We start from the raw sequence: 14,298 nt of genomic DNA on the forward strand, positions 1-14,298 counted from the left end.
ACCGAGGCGACGTTCGGTGGGCCTCAAGGGACTATTCGTCGAGTAGCTTCCAGGACGCTTTGTCGAAGATGGCCATGCGCAAGGAGCGGTAGGGGGCGTAATTTTCCTTGGAGTTGGACAGTTCGATCCCGGGAAGAAGCATGCCCACCCGTTCCTTGTTGAAGCTGGTTGCCTGCGCCAGAAGGTTTTCACGCGTCAAATTGTCACCGCAGCGCTGCAACCCTTTCGCAATGGCTTGCGCATTGATGTAGCCGGACAGTGCAATGAAGTCGTTCGGACTGTCGTTCGGTGCCCATTTCTTCATAAAGGCGACGTAATCCTTTACCTCGCCGTCTTCCGCCCAGGCAGGATCGCCGGCCTGCTTGGCGAATTGAGTCGTATAGGCGCCCTGAGCGTTGTCGAGCCCGGCAGGAGTCAGCACGCCTTGGATCGAGTTGACCGGACTTGCGAGGAACTGGACCGGTTTCCAGTTCAGCTCGTTGGCCTTCTTGATCGCCTGCGCCGCAAACTTGGGCGTCGTAAAATAGACCAGCGTATCGGCGCCCGAAGCCTTCAGCTTGAGGACTTCAGAGTCGACGGTCGGATAGCTCAATTCGTAGCTTGCTTCAGCTACGATTTTCGCGGTGCCGTCAGACCCCAGGCCTGCCTTGAGGCCCGTAAGGTAGTCCTTGCCGTAATCGTCATTCTGATAGAGCACCGCGATTTTTGCGTTTGGAAACTTCTTGATAATGAACTTACCGAACGTGCCCTCCATTTCGAACGGAGGATAGAATGGGACGGTCCACGGGAAGGCTTGCGGGTCGTTGAAGCGGCGTCCGCCGGCCGAAATGAAGACCTGGGGAACCTTGTTCTGATTGAGATACTTTTGAACGGCGATGTTCGGCACCGTGCCTACGGTCCCGACCTCGGCCAGGACACCATCGTCATCGACCAACTTGCGGGTTTGTTCAATGGCCTTGGGCGGGCTGAAGGCGTTGTCGACGGAGATCAGGTTGATCTTCCTGCCGTTAATTCCACCTGCTTCGTTCAGCATCTGGAAATAGCCGGTCATGACCCGACCGTAGCTCGAGAAGCCGGACGCTGGCCCGCTATAGGGGACGGTCTGGCCGATCTTGATCTCGGTGTCGGTTACGCCTGGGCCATATTGCTTGTCGGCCGCGCCGGCCTCGAGGAGGGCGCCCAGCGTGAAAAGAGCCGAAGCGCTGACCAAAATCGGAATTCTCATGCTTTCTCCCATATTTGTTTTTGCAGACGCTGGCGCGGCTGATGCATTAAAGAAGTACACTACTATACCAAATTTTCGGAAATGGAAATATGGCGCATGCGAGCTCATAGGCTTTCAATCTTACTTGCTGCGTTGCGGGTGAAGCCTTGCGCCTATGCCTGTCTCTATGCCGACTTTCCTTGACGCCGCCGGGATTGTGGGTCAAATAGTACTAAAGTGTACTAACGGTTCGCCGGGCGGCGCGTGACGATTGCCACTGGCGCAGGGAGGGATCATGGCAGCCTCAGGCGCAACGGCACTGGCCGCACTCAAGATTGGCGGGCGCGTTGCCTTCGAACGACTGGTTCGGCCCAAGGCGCGACGGCCTGAAGATGTTCCGTGCTCACCCGACGCCATTACGCCCGAGTGGCTAACGGCTGTACTCTGTAAAAATGTCCCTGAGGCGATCGTAACGGCCGTCGTCGTCAAGCCCGCAAGCGCGGGGACCCACGAACGCCACCAGTTGATTGTCAGTTACAACGAAGCCGGAGAGCGCGCGGGCCTGCCGAAGTCGATGTTTACGAAATCGTTGCCCAGTGTCGTTACGCGCATGATCGGCGGCTTCAACGGTACCGCGCGGGTCGAGGGGCGGTTCTATATGCAACTGCGGCCGCAGCTCGAGATCGAGGCGCCGATCGGCTATCACGCCGCGTTCGATCGCAAGACCTACGCTTCGATTCTGCTCCTGGAGGACATGGTCGCAACGAAGTCTGCTACGTTTTGCAACTCCAAGACTTACGTCGATCGTACGATGGCGGAAGACATGGTCGATGTCCTGGCTGCCCTGCACGCGCGCTTCTACGGCAGTGGCGAACTCGCTGCGCGCTATCCCTGGATCGCCAGCTATCCGCGATGGTTCACCATCGGCGCTGAAAAGATGAGCCTCGAGCACTACACCCGAAAGGCGTTCGATGCCGCAGCGCACGTCATCCCGAAGAGCGTGCTCGCGCGGCGCGAAGCGGTCTGGCCGGCCGCCGTGCAAGCGCTTGCGGTCCACGACAACGAGCCGCAGGGACTGATCCATTCCGACGTGCATATCGGCAATTGGTATCGCACGGGGGTGGGGAAGATGGGCTTGTGCGACTGGCAGTGCCTCGCGCGCGGTCACTGGTCGCGGGACTTTTCGTATGCCGTCACGGCCGGGCTGACGCCCGACGATCGCCGCAATTGGGAAAAGGATCTGCTCCGTCGCTACATCGACCGGTTCGCCGAATTGACGGGGACCAGGCCGGACTTCGACCGGAGCTTCCTGCATTATCGCCAACAGATGGTGCACGCGCTCCTGATGTGGACGATTACCTTGTGCCATTCGCCCTTGTTGCCGGCCATGCAGTCAGAGGAAACGACGTTGGCGATGATCGGACGCATTGCAACGGCAATGGCCGATCTGGACTCGCTCGGCTGATCGATCTCGCCAACGGAAATCGCGAAGTATAGTCGTATCGAGGCACTGGACGTGCGGCGAGCGTCTTCACGCAGACGAGATCGCCATCGTGCTCCCGGACGCTAGTTTATCGGCTTGCCCGACAGTTTCGCGCGCGATCGCGACGAAGCGTTCGACGACGCAATTGGCTGGATCGTTCCGCCATACCAACGAAAAGGGGATGGTCAAAGGCGGGTTGGCAAATGGTCGAACTCCCACGCCATCCGGTACCAGGCCGACAAGGGACAGCGGAATGAACCCAATTCCAGCCTCGGCAGCGACGAGCGTCAGGATCGCAGATGCACGGGACATTCGGGCGGCGATCTTTGGCCGGACGTCCGCGCGCGCAAATGCGGCCATTATTCGATCACCGAAGCGGCTCCCTTCCTCGGGTAGAATGATGGACTCCTCTCGGAACTGTTCAGGGCATACCGAAGGGCTATCGAGCAGGCGGCAGGAGTCGGGCATGCATGCAAGTACCGTGTCATTGCCAATGCCCAAGCTCGAAATCCTTGGGTGCGCCTGCAAGTCTGGCACGAACAGACAATCAAAGGTGCCGTGCAACAATGCGCGTTCAGAGCCATTGGACGACTGCTCAAGCAGAATGGTATCCGTGTCGGGGTAGCGATGCCGAAAGTTCTGGATGATCCGCGGCATGGGCGAACTGAGAGCCATCTCGGAGTAGCCGATCCGCAATCGCTCCCTGGAAATGCCACCCGCCGCACGCGTCTTCTCGGCCAATGCTTCGATCCGCTCGAGCAAATCCTGGCCTTCTCGCCTTAAAACGCTTCCAGCGGGTGTCAGGCAAACGTTGCGCCTGTTCCGATCGACAAGGCGTACGCCCAAGACATCCTCGAGCCGCTGCAATTGGTCGGTCATCGACGATTGCGAAATATTCGCCTTCCGAGCTGCTCGACTGAAGCTCAGCTCGTCCGCCAGATACATGAAATAGCGGAGTTGACGTGACTCGATGGGTGGCATCCTCACCTTGCAAACGTCTTATCGGATTGGCCGATAAGTCTATCACCGCAGATTCGAACGCGTCAACTTTGAGCGGCGTGCTACCTCTGACGACAAGAAGACAATTTGCAGGACGGAATACAGCACCGTCGCCTGCGGGAGGAACGATGAGCGCTGCTTTTCCTGTTTCGTTAGGGGAAGTCGATCCTGCGTGGTTGACGAACGTCTTGCGAGCGAACCGGCTGATAGCGCCAAGCGAAAGGGTCGATGGCTTCGAGGCTACCCCGATCGGACTTGGTTTCGGGCAAACGGGCGAATCTGCGCGCTTGACGTTGCGCTATGCACAATCGGGAACACCGACGAAGGGACCGGCCAGCCTGTTTGTGAAATTCGCAACGACTGATCCGGTGAGGCGGAAGGCGTCGAAGGCGATCGGCCTCTATCAGAGAGAAATTGATTGTTACAATGTCCTGTTGAAGGCCGCGAGCGTTCGTGCGCCGGGATGTTACTTCGCCGAGACGACGTGCGACGGCGAATTCTTTGCGCTTCTTCTCGAGGATCTTCCCAACCACCGCCCTGGCGACGAAACGGTCGGCCTCAAGGTCGAAGAGGCCCGCCTTGCTATCGATCTCATGGCTCAATTGCACGGTCCATATTGGGGCAAGATGGCGAAGGTGGATCTCGCACCGCTCGTGATGCCGTCGCGCGACCGGTATGTCACCGCCTGGACTGAGATGGAGGCGCGGTTCGGAGAGCATGTGCCAGATCGCTTCCGTTCCGCGCGCGAAGCCTATCTCGACGCCATCGTCCCGCTTCAGAAATGGCTTACCTCCCAGCCGTCAACGTTGGGGCACGGCGATCTTCGTCTCGACAATCTGTTGTTTGGGCAAAACGGCAAAGACCCGATCGTCGCGGTCGATTGGCAAGCCGTGCGTCCGTCAAAGGGGATGCGGGATTTCGCCTATCTGGTCAGTCACAGCATGAACGTGGACGACAGGCGTGCCAACGAGCACGAGCTGCTGCGGCGTTACGTCGAACGTATCGGATCGTTCGGGATACGATATTCGTTAGAAGATGCGCGCGAAGACTACCGCAAGGCGATGCTGTTCGACTTTTGCACGGTTTTGTACATCGTTGGCATCAACATCAACACCCACGAACGAGCATTGAGGCGCAAGCACGCGCTAATGAACCGTGCCGTCACGGCCATGCTGGATTGGAACGTGCTCGATCTGCTCCCGGAATTCCGATGAATGCGAAGCCTCAAAGCTAAGGCCGCAGGTTCGAAGCGCCTGCATTCCAGCTGCTGCGGGAACCGGCCAGGAAACTAGCAAGGCGAATTGTCGACCAACAAAGCTTCGTGGGGGAAACAGATGACGACGACAACTGACGTAAGTCCAATCGTAGCCGTAGACCGCCTCTACACCAAGATCGCTTGGCGGATCGTCCCGATCCTTATTCTGATCTTCCTCTTTGCCAATCTCGACCGGGCCAACGTCGGATTTGCGGCCCTGCAAATGCGTCAGGAGCTGGGTTTCAGCAATGCTGCGTACGGCCTCGGCGCCGGCATCTTTTTTATTGGTTATTTCCTGTTCGAGATTCCAAGCAACGTTGCGCTGCAAAAAGTGGGCGCCAAGATCTGGTTTGCCCGCATTGTTCTGACTTGGGGCATGGCCACAATCGGATTGGCTTTCGTGACGGATACGACCTGGTTCTACGTTCTACGCTTCGTCATCGGCGCCGCGGAGGCCGGGACCGCACCGGGTGTCATGCTGTACCTGTCGCAATGGGTCCCAGACAGCCAACGCGGCCGCTTCAACTCTCTTTATTGGGTCTCCGTGCCGATTGCATTCGTTGCGGCGGGGCCGCTTTCGGGTCTGATCATGACGCAGTTCCACGGCGCGGCCGGATACTCCGGCTGGCAATGGCTGTTTGCGATCGAGGGCGGTCTGACAGTGCTTGTCGCGCCACTTATTCTGTTCGGCCTGGCGAACGACATCAAGGATGCCAATTGGTTGACCAACGATGAAAAGCGGGTGGCACAGGATGCCGTCACGACGCTTGCAAGGACAGCCGATGCGCACACCTATAGGGATGCGCTACGGAAGCCGGAGACGCTGCTGGCCTGCCTGGCCTATTTCTTCCTCCTGATTGGCTATTATGGCATCGCGTTCTGGCTGCCACAGTTGATCAAGCAGGCCGGGATTTCGGACACGATGACGATCGGCTGGCTGTCCGCGCTGCCGTGGTTGGCGGCTGGTCTCTCAGTCGTTTTTGTCGGCCCGTTTTCGGATGGCCCCGGACGAAGAGGTGCGGTGCGGACGATTGCCATTCTGGGGACTGCGATCGGGTTCGGGATGAGCGCCTATTTCAGCACCAGCATTCCGTTATCGCTGTTCGGCCTGACGATGGCGGCAGTCGGTATCCTGTCCGCCTCGACGGTGTTTTGGGCCAACCTCGCGCGAATCTACATCGGTGGGGCGGCCGCGGTTGGCTTCGCAACCATCAACTCGATCGGAAATCTTGGCGGCTTTGTCAGCCCTTACATGCTTGGCCTGATCACTGACGCAACCGGTTCGACCGTCCTTGGCATGTACGCCATCGCGGCCAGTGTCGCGATCTCAGGCGTGCTCATGTCGATCTGTTTCAAAAAATCCGATGCGTGAATCCGGGGCCGTGCGACCGAACGGGCCGAAAGCGAAGGGCGAATCTAATGATCACTGCGCAAGATCTCGAATATCACTTCACAGACAAGGACGATTACACCTGGGGAGAGACCTACTACCTGCCCGTATCTATTCCCGAGGAGCGCATCTTCGGTCACATTTATGTCTGCGTTCGCCCTGTCCTTGGATGCATGCAGAACGACGTCCGTTTCATCGGAGCCGTCAGTGAGACCGAATTCGAAGCGTTGTATGTCGACACTCGCTTCCATCTTCCGGCGCCGGAACGGTTTTCACACATTCACGGTCCGAACGGACTGAGCATAAAGGCCGTCAAGCCGCCCCACGACTATCGCATCGACTATGTCGGTCGTGAGGGCACCGAACTGCATATGGACATTATAGGAATCATGGATCCGTTCGACATCCACGATCCGAACCAGAATCAGCTAGCCGGCAAAACCGAGCAGGAGCGGCTGGCGCGCACGTCGATGGGCAGCGGTTACAAAGGTCACTACGACATGCATGGCCGCTTCAGGGGTACCCTGAGACTGCGAGGCAAGGAGTACGCGATCGATATCGTCGACAGAATGAACCATAGCTGGGGTCCTCGGCCGGAACTGGAGATCCCGCCGATGAACTCTCTTTGGGCTCAATTTGGCGAAGCCTTGGGATTTCGTTTCCATATGCATCTCGATCCCGAGAAGCCGGCTGGTGAAGATCAGCGCTTTGCCCATGGCTATCTGCTCGACAATGGCGAGGTGATGGCGATCATGAACGTCGAGATGACGATGACGCGGCTCGGCATTACGCCGATTGTCATTGATGCCCTCGTCACGGATCAGCGGGGCCGGAAACATCAGTTGCGCGGCGTTCCTCTCGCCGGCGCCCCGTGGCGCGCTTACGGCAATGCGATCTGCTGGATCGGTCTGATCAGGTGGGAGCTCGGCGGTAGGATTGGTCATGGCTCCGCGCAGGAAAACCATTCGCTTGCGGTAGAAGCGAGATTGCGTGGGCGACGTTGGACCGACCGTATTCCTGCGATCACGAGTTGATGAGGAGGCGGACGTTCCGTGTGCCGCGGGGCCCATGGACCGTCTGAGTGCCCGAGGTGTGGACTAAGCTCGTGAAGGATCGAGGAGCCGGCATTCGCCTCGATCGAGCAACATCACTTGTCTTTCGAGCGCCCACGCCTGAAACCGAATTGCCTCGTCTGTTTCGAACAGGTCGAACCGGATCGTATCGCCGGGATAGGCTGGCGCGATAAATCTCGCTGCCAGCGTGTCGATCAACTCTGGGCGGCCCGGCGCGTGCCTCTTTAGGATCGCGCGGCAGGCGAGGCCCAGCGTATTCAAGCCGTGCGAGATTGGTCGATCAAAGCCTGCGTCGCGGGCGACCGAGGGGTCGGCGTGGATAGGCATGTAGTCGCGGCTGACGAGGCGATAAAGTAGCGCCGCCTGATGCGGAGTCCGGTAAGTGATACTGGTGCTGGATCTTGCCTCGTCAGCTATTCGTGTGATCGCGACGGGCGGCGAACCAAAATTGCCGCAGCCACCATCGCCACGCAGGAAATCCGTCGCGCAGAGGGTGGCCAGTCGCTCGCCGCTGGTAGCGTCGAACAGCTCGGTATCGAGGTAGAGCAGGGCGCCGCGCATCGGCCCCTTGTCTTCGACAGCACTGACGCGGTGTTCGGCACGAATGGATCCGCTGACCGGCAGTGGGCGGTGCAGCGTGAGACGCTGTTCGCCATGTAAGGCCTTGGTCCAGGCAATGCCGGTCTCGGGCTCGGCGATCCAGAGAGGCGGCCAGCCGAGCGTTACGCTCATGCTTGGGACGGCACGTTGATCGCGGCCCTCGTAGACGTAAGGCAATTCGTCCTCGTCCAAGGGGTCGTCGCCCATGCCGAGGCCGAGCGCGTAAAGCGCGCAATCGCGCCAATCGTAGGATTGATGGTTCGGCGCAAAACGCCGCGCGACAACATGATCAAGGTTCATCGGGTCCCCTTAGCGTGCACGACGCGATACTTTAAATCGTTGAGCTGCGTACGAGTGTCGGCAATCGGATCTCTGTGCAAACCGCCCATTGCGCGAGATGCCGCAGCGCACGGCTTCCATTTGGATTTGCGTCGAACACCAGTATATGATAAGCCAGTGTACTAATCGAGCATTGAACTCGAGATTGTCCGACAGGACAAGGGGAATGCTGAAGGCCGGCACGCAGCGCGATCGGATATCCGCTGCGGATGCCGCGTGGTGGCAGGAGGGCCGTTTGCGAGGTCGAGCGCCTAGGCTGGCGGCGCATCGGAAAAGCGTGTGCAGCGCATCGATGCATCGTGACAAGGTCATACCGTCGTGATCGCGCTCTTGATCGCGAATTCGCTGGCGCTCGCCTCCTTGCTGATCATGCTGTCGAGCGGGCTTGCCTTGATCTACGGTCTGCGCGACGTCATCAATTTCGGGCATGGCGCGATCTACATGCTCGGTGCCTATCTTGGCTATACGATAGCCACCGTCGGGGGATTCTGGCTGGCACTGCTGCTGGTCCCGATCCTGCTGGCGTTGCTTGGGATCGCATTCGAGTATCTGGCCCTGCGGCCGTTGCAGAGGCGCTCGCACATCGAAGTCGCGCTGGTCACGCTGGGTCTTGGCATCATCGTAGGTCAAATCATCATCTACATCTACGGTGGCGAGGCGCGCAGCGTCGACGCCCCGAAGATCCTTTCGGGATCGGTCACCATTCTCCACCTTTCTTACCCCGTATACCGCCTCTTCCTCATTGTGATGGGGCTCGGCTCCTGTGCGCTGCTCGCGCTATGGCTGCGCTCGACCTCGTCGGGACTGTATGTGCGGGCGGTTAGCCAAGACCCCTCGGTCGCGCGCATGATGGGAATCAATGCCGACCGCCTCAGTCTGCTGGTCACCAGCCTCAGCACGGCCTTTGCCGGCATCGCCGGTGTGCTGGCCGGGCCCTATCTGTCGGTCGATCCCGGAATGGACGTCGTCATGATCGTGAACTGCCTGATCATCGTTGTGATCGGTGGTACCGGCAGTATTGGCGGCGCAATCGTTGCGGCGCTGCTGTTCGGCTTTGTTCAGGTCGCGGGATCGGTTTTTCTGCCCAATCTCGCGGCGCTCGTGCCCTACATCTTGCTGATGGTCGTTCTGCTGATCGCACCGGGCGGCATTGGGCGCGGGAGGGTGCTGGGTTGAGCAACGATGCGATGATGGGAGGCCTGCACGAACCTGCGGCTGCTACATTTGGTGGCTCGATTTCCCGGAGGCCGCTGGCAATCATCGTCGGACTGATCGGGCTAGCCACGGGCGCAGTCGTTCCGACCTATCTCGCCAGCGATTTTGTACTCCGACTTGGTGGTGAGGGCTTGCTGTTGGGTTTACTAGCCCTAAGTGTCGCCTTCCTGATGAATCAAGCTGGGCTCGTGGCGCTTGGGGCTGCCAGTATCTATGGCGGCGCCGGATATCTTTTCGCGATCGGCATGAGCGATTGGGGCCTCACACCGACGGTGGCATTGGGTGTCGCATTCCTGCTTCTTCTTGTCTATTCGGCCATGCTCGGCGCATTGATCGTCCGAACGAACCCGCTTGCTTTCATGATGCTGACACTCGCCGCCGGCGAGATGGTGAGCCACGCAGTGCTGCTTGAGGGATTGCGCGACTATACCGGCGGCGCCGACGGACTCGTGGTGCGGATCAATGGATCGGTTCTCGGCGTCGACGCAGCTCGCTTTACGGATCCGGCGCAGTTCTGGTCACTCGCCTTCGTCGTGACCGCGCTGGTCGGACTAGCATTTTGGGGGATCGGACGGTCCCGTCTCGGTGCCATGCTCCGCGCTATCAGGGAGAACGAGGAGCGGATGCGCTTTTCCGGATTCAATACCTTCCTGCCGCGGCTGATCGGATATGTCCTCGTCAACGTCGTGGCCGCGATTGCGGGCTTTCTGCATGTACTCAATGCCGGCTTCGTATCGCCGGAGAGCTTGGGCCTGTTTGTCAGCACCAATACGTTGGTCGCCGCGCTGATCGGCGGCATCTCCGGTTCGCTCGGGCCGATCCTCGGCGGGCTGATCTTCTCCTTTGCACAGGATGAGTTCGGCGCGCGCGGGCTAACGCAATTGCTGACCGGCATCGCCATCGTCGTGTTCATCGTCGTGTTCCCGCGCGGTGTCGTCGGTGGGCTATCCGGTCTATCGAAGCGGCTCGGCTGGCGGCGGGAGACCTGACATGCTCGCGATCGAGAAACTATCGGTGAGTTATGGCTCGGTGCGCGCGCTGAGTGACGTCGATCTCGAGGTTCACGGTGATGGCGTCCTGCACGGGGTCATCGGCCCCAATGGGGCGGGCAAGTCCACCTTGCTTGATGCGATCTGCGGCCGCCGGCGTCCGAGCTCTGGACGCGTCCGCTATTGCGGCGAGGATATCACGCGCCGATCGATCAGCTGGCGTCGCCGGCAGGGCATGGCGCGATCGTTTCAGCGCACCAGCATCTTCCAGGATCTGACTGTGCATGACCAACTCAAGCTGGTCGCGCAGCATCTTGGCGACGATCGACTCGACGATGTCATCGAGGTCATGGATCTCGGCGGCTATCTCGACCAGAAAGCGGGGCGCATCGCCTACGGCGTTCAGCGCCGGGTCGACGTCGCGCTAGCACTGATCGGTCGTCCCCGTCTGCTGTTGATGGACGAGCCGGGGGCCGGCCTGTCAGCCACGGAGACGCTGCGTCTGTTCGAGCATGTCCGCGATCTCGTCCGCGAGCGGCGGATTGCAGCCGTCGTGGTCGAGCACGATGTCGATGCGGTGTTCGCCTGCTGCGGTATGGTCACCGTGCTGGATCTCGGGCGACATCTCGCCACAGGGGCACCCGAAGCAATTCGCGCCGACCATCGCGTGATCGCGGCGTATCTGGGGACGGCGGCATGAGCGCGCTGCGAATCCAGTCGCTGTTTGCGGGCTATGGCGCATCCACCGTATTGCGCGGCATAGACCTCACGGTCGAGGAGGGAGAATCGGTCGCGCTGGTCGGCCGCAACGGCGCCGGCAAGTCGACTCTGCTCCTCTCTGTGTTTCGCGAGACCACTATCTCGTCCGGCGAGATCTGGGTTCGCGGCCGCCGGATCGACAGCCTGCCGGGTTACACGGCTGCGAAACTTGGTGTGTCGATTGCACCGCAGGGACGGCGCATCCTGCCGAACCTGACGGTCAAGGAGAACCTGCTGCTGGGCCGGTCGACCGGCCGGGCAGGGCATTGGATCTTGAAGACCATCTACGAGCTGTTTCCGGTGCTCGAGGAGCGCGCCGATCGGCCCGGCACCATGCTGAGCGGCGGCCAGCAGCAGATGCTGGCGATCGGCCGCGCCCTGATGGCCAATCCTAGCCTCATCCTGCTCGATGAGCCCTCGGAAGGTCTTTCACCAGTGCTGATCGACGGGTTGGTCGACACGCTCAACGCAATCCGCAGCGGCGGGACCGGCGTGCTTGTAGTCGAGCAGCATCTCAGCCTCGTCAGGCGCGCAACCGATCGGTTTGTCATTCTGGCGAAAGGGGAAGTCGTCGGGACAGGCGCGATTGACGCCATCGGGGCACCGGAGAACCAGGCTTTGATGGCGCTCTAGCAAAAACAAGCAGAGGAGGGAGGAAATGAAGATATCATCCACAGGGCCGGCTTTCGGGGCGCTGCGCACGGCGACCATCGGCGCTGCGCTGGCGTTCACCGTCGCGACGACCGCCATTGCCGAGGATACGGTCAAGATCGGCGTACTCCTGATCGACAGTGGACCGCTCGCAGGGCTGAAGGACACCCAGGTCAAGGCTGTGAACCTCGCGATCGAGCAGATCAACGCCGCCGGCGGCGCGGCAGGCAAGAAGCTGGAAGCGACCTTCATCTCCTATCCCGGCACGCCCGATACCGCGGTGGATGGCGCCACCCGCGCAGTCCAGAAGGACGGTGCGATGTTCATCACCGGCATGGACACATCGGCGGTGACGCCTGCACTGCAGGCCAAGCTGCCGGCGCTGAAGGCCATCATGCTGGAAGTCATGGCCAATGCCGACGGCCTCACCGGAAAGAACTGCACGCCGAACTATTTCCGGGTCAATGCAAACGACTCCATGATCATGGGAGCCTTCAGGGAGTTCTTGAAGGACCAGGGTATCAAGAAGTGGGACATCATCGCGGTCGACTATGCAGCCGGGCGTGATTCTGCGGACAAGTTCAAGGCGCTGGTGACCTCACAGGGCGGAACCATTGGCAAGACCCTGTTCTCGCCCAACGGCACGCCGGATTTCGGTACCAAGATTTCGGAGCTCGGCGCCGATCCGGCAGACGGCCTGTTTGTGACGATCTTCGGCAGCGATGCGATCAATCTCGCCAAGCAGCAGCAACAGTTCGGCCTGTTCAAGAAGTACAAGATGGTACTGGGCAATTCCTTCGTGATCCCGCAGACGTTACCAGCGCAGGGCGAGACCGTGCTGGGCGTCTACCAGAACATCGGCTTCGTGGCCGGCTTCCCCGGCGCGAAAGCCGAAGCCTTCGTGAAGGCCTACAAGGACAAGTACAACGGCGAGCTCCCGCCCTACACCAGCGCCGACCAGTATGCTGCAATCGAATTGATCGCAGCGGGGCTTCAGAAAGCGAACTCGACCGACATCGACGCGGTTCGCGCGGCGCTGTCCGGCCTCAAGACAGAGACGGTGCTGGGGGATGTGGAGGTCCGCGCGGGTGATCATCAGACGGCGCGGCGGATGGCGATCAGTCAGATCGCGATGGGTCCGGAGGGCAAGCCGGCCTACCAGATCAAGAAGATCGAGCCGGGAGCTGACATTATTCCGCCAGTGGATCCCGCCTGCAAGATGTGACGCTGATCTCGTTTCGCTCGTGGCTAAGCCACGAGCGAAACCTTGCCGAACTGCGCTCCGGAGGCGAGTCGTGCAAGGGCCGAAGGGGTGTCCGCCATCTTGAAGGAGGAGTCGATCACCGGCTTGACCAAGCCGCGATTGAACACATCGAGCAGCTGTCGGAATTCCCCGACGCTGCCGCCGGTCGAGCCATATATCTCCAGCTGACGGATGAACACCCGCTGCAGATCGGCCGGCGGGTTGGAACCCGTGGTCGCACCGCAGGTGACGAGGCGGCCGCCGCGACGTAGGGAACGCAGCGATTCACCCCAGCTCGCTTCTCCGACGCTGTCGATCACCATGTCGACACCGCCACCGCTCATCTGCTGGATCGCGGCCGATACCCTGTCTTTCCGATAGTTGACGCCACCATCCGCGCCCAGTTTGATGGCCCTGGCGATTTTCTCGTCGCTGGAGGAGGTGACTAAGACGCGGGCACCGACCAGCTTTGCAAGCTGAAGGCAGGCGACCGCGACACCCCCGCCGATGCCGACGATCATGACGCTTTCGCCGGGTTGCAGCGCACGTTTGCCGAACAGCATGCGCCAGGCGGTAAGATGGCCGGTCATCAAAGCGCCCGCAGCCACCAAATCCGTATCGTCGGGAAGAGGGAAAAAGCAAGCGCTGGGCATTGCGATGTAGTCTGCGAAGCCGCCGTGGCGATGCTCACCCATGATCTTGACGTTCTCGCAAAGCGACTGATCGCCCGCCAGGCAGTAACGGCATTTGCCGCAAAAAGCTTCGGAGAAGAGCACCGCCTTCGCACCCACCTTCAGCCCGCTTCCCGGGGCGGCCTCGACGATCTCGCCAGCCGCTTCGACGCCCATCACTTGTGGCAATTGATGGGTGATGCCGTTGCCATTGTCGCGCATGTAGAGATCGACGCGATTGACCGATGCCGCCGCAACCTTCAGCACGGACTCGCCTGCAGCCGGCAGGGGATCGGGGAAATCGCGCCAGACCACGCCGTCCGCGCCGCGTCGTTCCAGGACTGCCGCCTTCATGCTTGCCTCCCTCTTTGCTTCCGCCGCAGGTCACGAAACTGATGCACTAGATCACGAAACAGGAATCAGAAGA

General features: G+C 60.3%; 13 protein-coding genes. 9 read left to right on the top strand and 4 right to left on the bottom strand.

Annotation, left to right across the window (positions count from 1 at the left end; translation table 11 throughout):
- Positions 1 to 31: 31 nt before the first annotated feature.
- Entirely contained in the window at positions 32 to 1,333 is a 1,302-nt protein-coding gene (locus NLM33_RS00165; protein WP_254093636.1) for an ABC transporter substrate-binding protein, read from the bottom strand.
- Positions 1,334 to 1,499: 166 nt separating this feature from the next.
- On the opposite strand from NLM33_RS00165, the gene NLM33_RS00170 reads away from it, so the two are divergent.
- Positions 1,500 to 2,669, top strand: a complete 1,170-nt coding sequence (locus NLM33_RS00170; RefSeq protein ID WP_254093637.1) for a phosphotransferase family protein — start codon at positions 1,500 to 1,502, stop codon at positions 2,667 to 2,669.
- Positions 2,670 to 2,735: 66 nt separating this feature from the next.
- Here NLM33_RS00170 and NLM33_RS00175 read toward each other — a convergent pair whose 3' ends face one another.
- Positions 2,736 to 3,668, bottom strand: coding sequence for a LysR family transcriptional regulator (locus tag NLM33_RS00175; RefSeq protein ID WP_254093639.1), 933 nt, complete (start codon positions 3,666 to 3,668; stop codon positions 2,736 to 2,738).
- Between the two features lie 77 nt (positions 3,669 to 3,745).
- On the opposite strand from NLM33_RS00175, the gene NLM33_RS00180 reads away from it, so the two are divergent.
- The 3 genes from NLM33_RS00180 to NLM33_RS00190 all read left to right on the top strand — a co-directional run bounded on the left by NLM33_RS00180 (position 3,746) and on the right by NLM33_RS00190 (position 7,365).
- Positions 3,746 to 4,900, top strand: coding sequence for an ecdysteroid 22-kinase family protein (locus NLM33_RS00180; RefSeq protein ID WP_254105608.1), 1,155 nt, complete (start codon positions 3,746 to 3,748; stop codon positions 4,898 to 4,900).
- Positions 4,901 to 5,020: 120 nt separating this feature from the next.
- Positions 5,021 to 6,313 (top strand): MFS transporter, encoded by a 1,293-nt coding sequence (locus tag NLM33_RS00185; protein ID WP_254093640.1) that lies wholly within the window; start codon positions 5,021 to 5,023, stop codon positions 6,311 to 6,313.
- 47 nt (positions 6,314 to 6,360) lie between these two features.
- Entirely contained in the window at positions 6,361 to 7,365 is a 1,005-nt protein-coding gene (locus NLM33_RS00190) for a hypothetical protein (protein WP_254093641.1), read from the top strand.
- A gap of 63 nt (positions 7,366 to 7,428) precedes the next feature.
- Here NLM33_RS00190 and NLM33_RS00195 read toward each other — a convergent pair whose 3' ends face one another.
- The gene (locus NLM33_RS00195) at positions 7,429 to 8,304 is read right to left on the bottom strand and encodes a MaoC/PaaZ C-terminal domain-containing protein (RefSeq protein WP_371929882.1); all 876 of its coding nucleotides are present in this window, start codon (positions 8,302 to 8,304) and stop codon (positions 7,429 to 7,431) included.
- Between the two features lie 357 nt (positions 8,305 to 8,661).
- Here NLM33_RS00195 and NLM33_RS00200 point away from each other — a divergent pair, with 357 nt between their 5' ends.
- Genes NLM33_RS00200 through NLM33_RS00220 form a run of 5 tightly spaced genes read left to right on the top strand, consistent with a single transcriptional unit; the run spans position 8,662 to position 13,182 of the window.
- Entirely contained in the window at positions 8,662 to 9,519 is an 858-nt protein-coding gene (locus tag NLM33_RS00200; RefSeq protein WP_256570504.1) for a branched-chain amino acid ABC transporter permease, read from the top strand.
- A complete protein-coding gene (locus tag NLM33_RS00205) occupies positions 9,516 to 10,547 on the top strand; it encodes a branched-chain amino acid ABC transporter permease (protein ID WP_254093644.1) in 1,032 nt (343 codons plus the stop codon). The genes NLM33_RS00200 and NLM33_RS00205 overlap by 4 nt, the downstream gene beginning before the upstream one ends.
- 1 nt (position 10,548) lies before the next feature.
- On the top strand, positions 10,549 to 11,247 hold the full coding sequence (locus NLM33_RS00210; protein ID WP_254093646.1) for an ABC transporter ATP-binding protein: 699 nt from the start codon (positions 10,549 to 10,551) through the stop codon (positions 11,245 to 11,247).
- The gene (locus tag NLM33_RS00215) at positions 11,244 to 11,939 is read left to right on the top strand and encodes an ABC transporter ATP-binding protein (protein ID WP_254093648.1); all 696 of its coding nucleotides are present in this window, start codon (positions 11,244 to 11,246) and stop codon (positions 11,937 to 11,939) included. The genes NLM33_RS00210 and NLM33_RS00215 overlap by 4 nt, the downstream gene beginning before the upstream one ends.
- 25 nt (positions 11,940 to 11,964) lie before the next feature.
- Positions 11,965 to 13,182: an ABC transporter substrate-binding protein gene (locus NLM33_RS00220; protein ID WP_254093650.1), complete on the top strand. Its 1,218-nt coding sequence runs from the start codon at positions 11,965 to 11,967 to the stop codon at positions 13,180 to 13,182.
- Between the two features lie 23 nt (positions 13,183 to 13,205).
- On the opposite strand, the gene NLM33_RS00225 is transcribed toward NLM33_RS00220, so the two are convergent.
- Positions 13,206 to 14,225 (bottom strand): zinc-binding dehydrogenase, encoded by a 1,020-nt coding sequence (locus NLM33_RS00225; protein ID WP_254093652.1) that lies wholly within the window; start codon positions 14,223 to 14,225, stop codon positions 13,206 to 13,208.
- Positions 14,226 to 14,298: the final 73 nt, after the last annotated feature.

Origin of the sequence: Bradyrhizobium sp. CCGUVB1N3, assembly GCF_024199925.1 — a bacterium.
Classification (GTDB): domain Bacteria; phylum Pseudomonadota; class Alphaproteobacteria; order Rhizobiales; family Xanthobacteraceae; genus Bradyrhizobium.

Excerpts from the sequence above, each read along its gene's own strand:
- NLM33_RS00165 (WP_254093636.1), bottom strand. The coding sequence starts at position 1,333 with ATGAGCTCGCATGCGCCATATTTCCATTTCCGAAAATTTGGTATAGTA.
- NLM33_RS00170 (WP_254093637.1), top strand. The coding sequence starts at position 1,500 with ATGGCAGCCTCAGGCGCAACGGCACTGGCCGCACTCAAGATTGGCGGG.
- NLM33_RS00175 (WP_254093639.1), bottom strand. The coding sequence starts at position 3,668 with ATGCCACCCATCGAGTCACGTCAACTCCGCTATTTCATGTATCTGGCG.
- NLM33_RS00185 (WP_254093640.1), top strand. The coding sequence starts at position 5,021 with ATGACGACGACAACTGACGTAAGTCCAATCGTAGCCGTAGACCGCCTC.
- NLM33_RS00190 (WP_254093641.1), top strand. The coding sequence starts at position 6,361 with ATGATCACTGCGCAAGATCTCGAATATCACTTCACAGACAAGGACGAT.
- NLM33_RS00195 (WP_371929882.1), bottom strand. The coding sequence starts at position 8,304 with ATGAACCTTGATCATGTTGTCGCGCGGCGTTTTGCGCCGAACCATCAA.
- NLM33_RS00210 (WP_254093646.1), top strand. The coding sequence starts at position 10,549 with ATGCTCGCGATCGAGAAACTATCGGTGAGTTATGGCTCGGTGCGCGCG.
- NLM33_RS00215 (WP_254093648.1), top strand. The coding sequence starts at position 11,244 with ATGAGCGCGCTGCGAATCCAGTCGCTGTTTGCGGGCTATGGCGCATCC.
- NLM33_RS00220 (WP_254093650.1), top strand. The coding sequence starts at position 11,965 with ATGAAGATATCATCCACAGGGCCGGCTTTCGGGGCGCTGCGCACGGCG.
- NLM33_RS00225 (WP_254093652.1), bottom strand. The coding sequence starts at position 14,225 with ATGAAGGCGGCAGTCCTGGAACGACGCGGCGCGGACGGCGTGGTCTGG.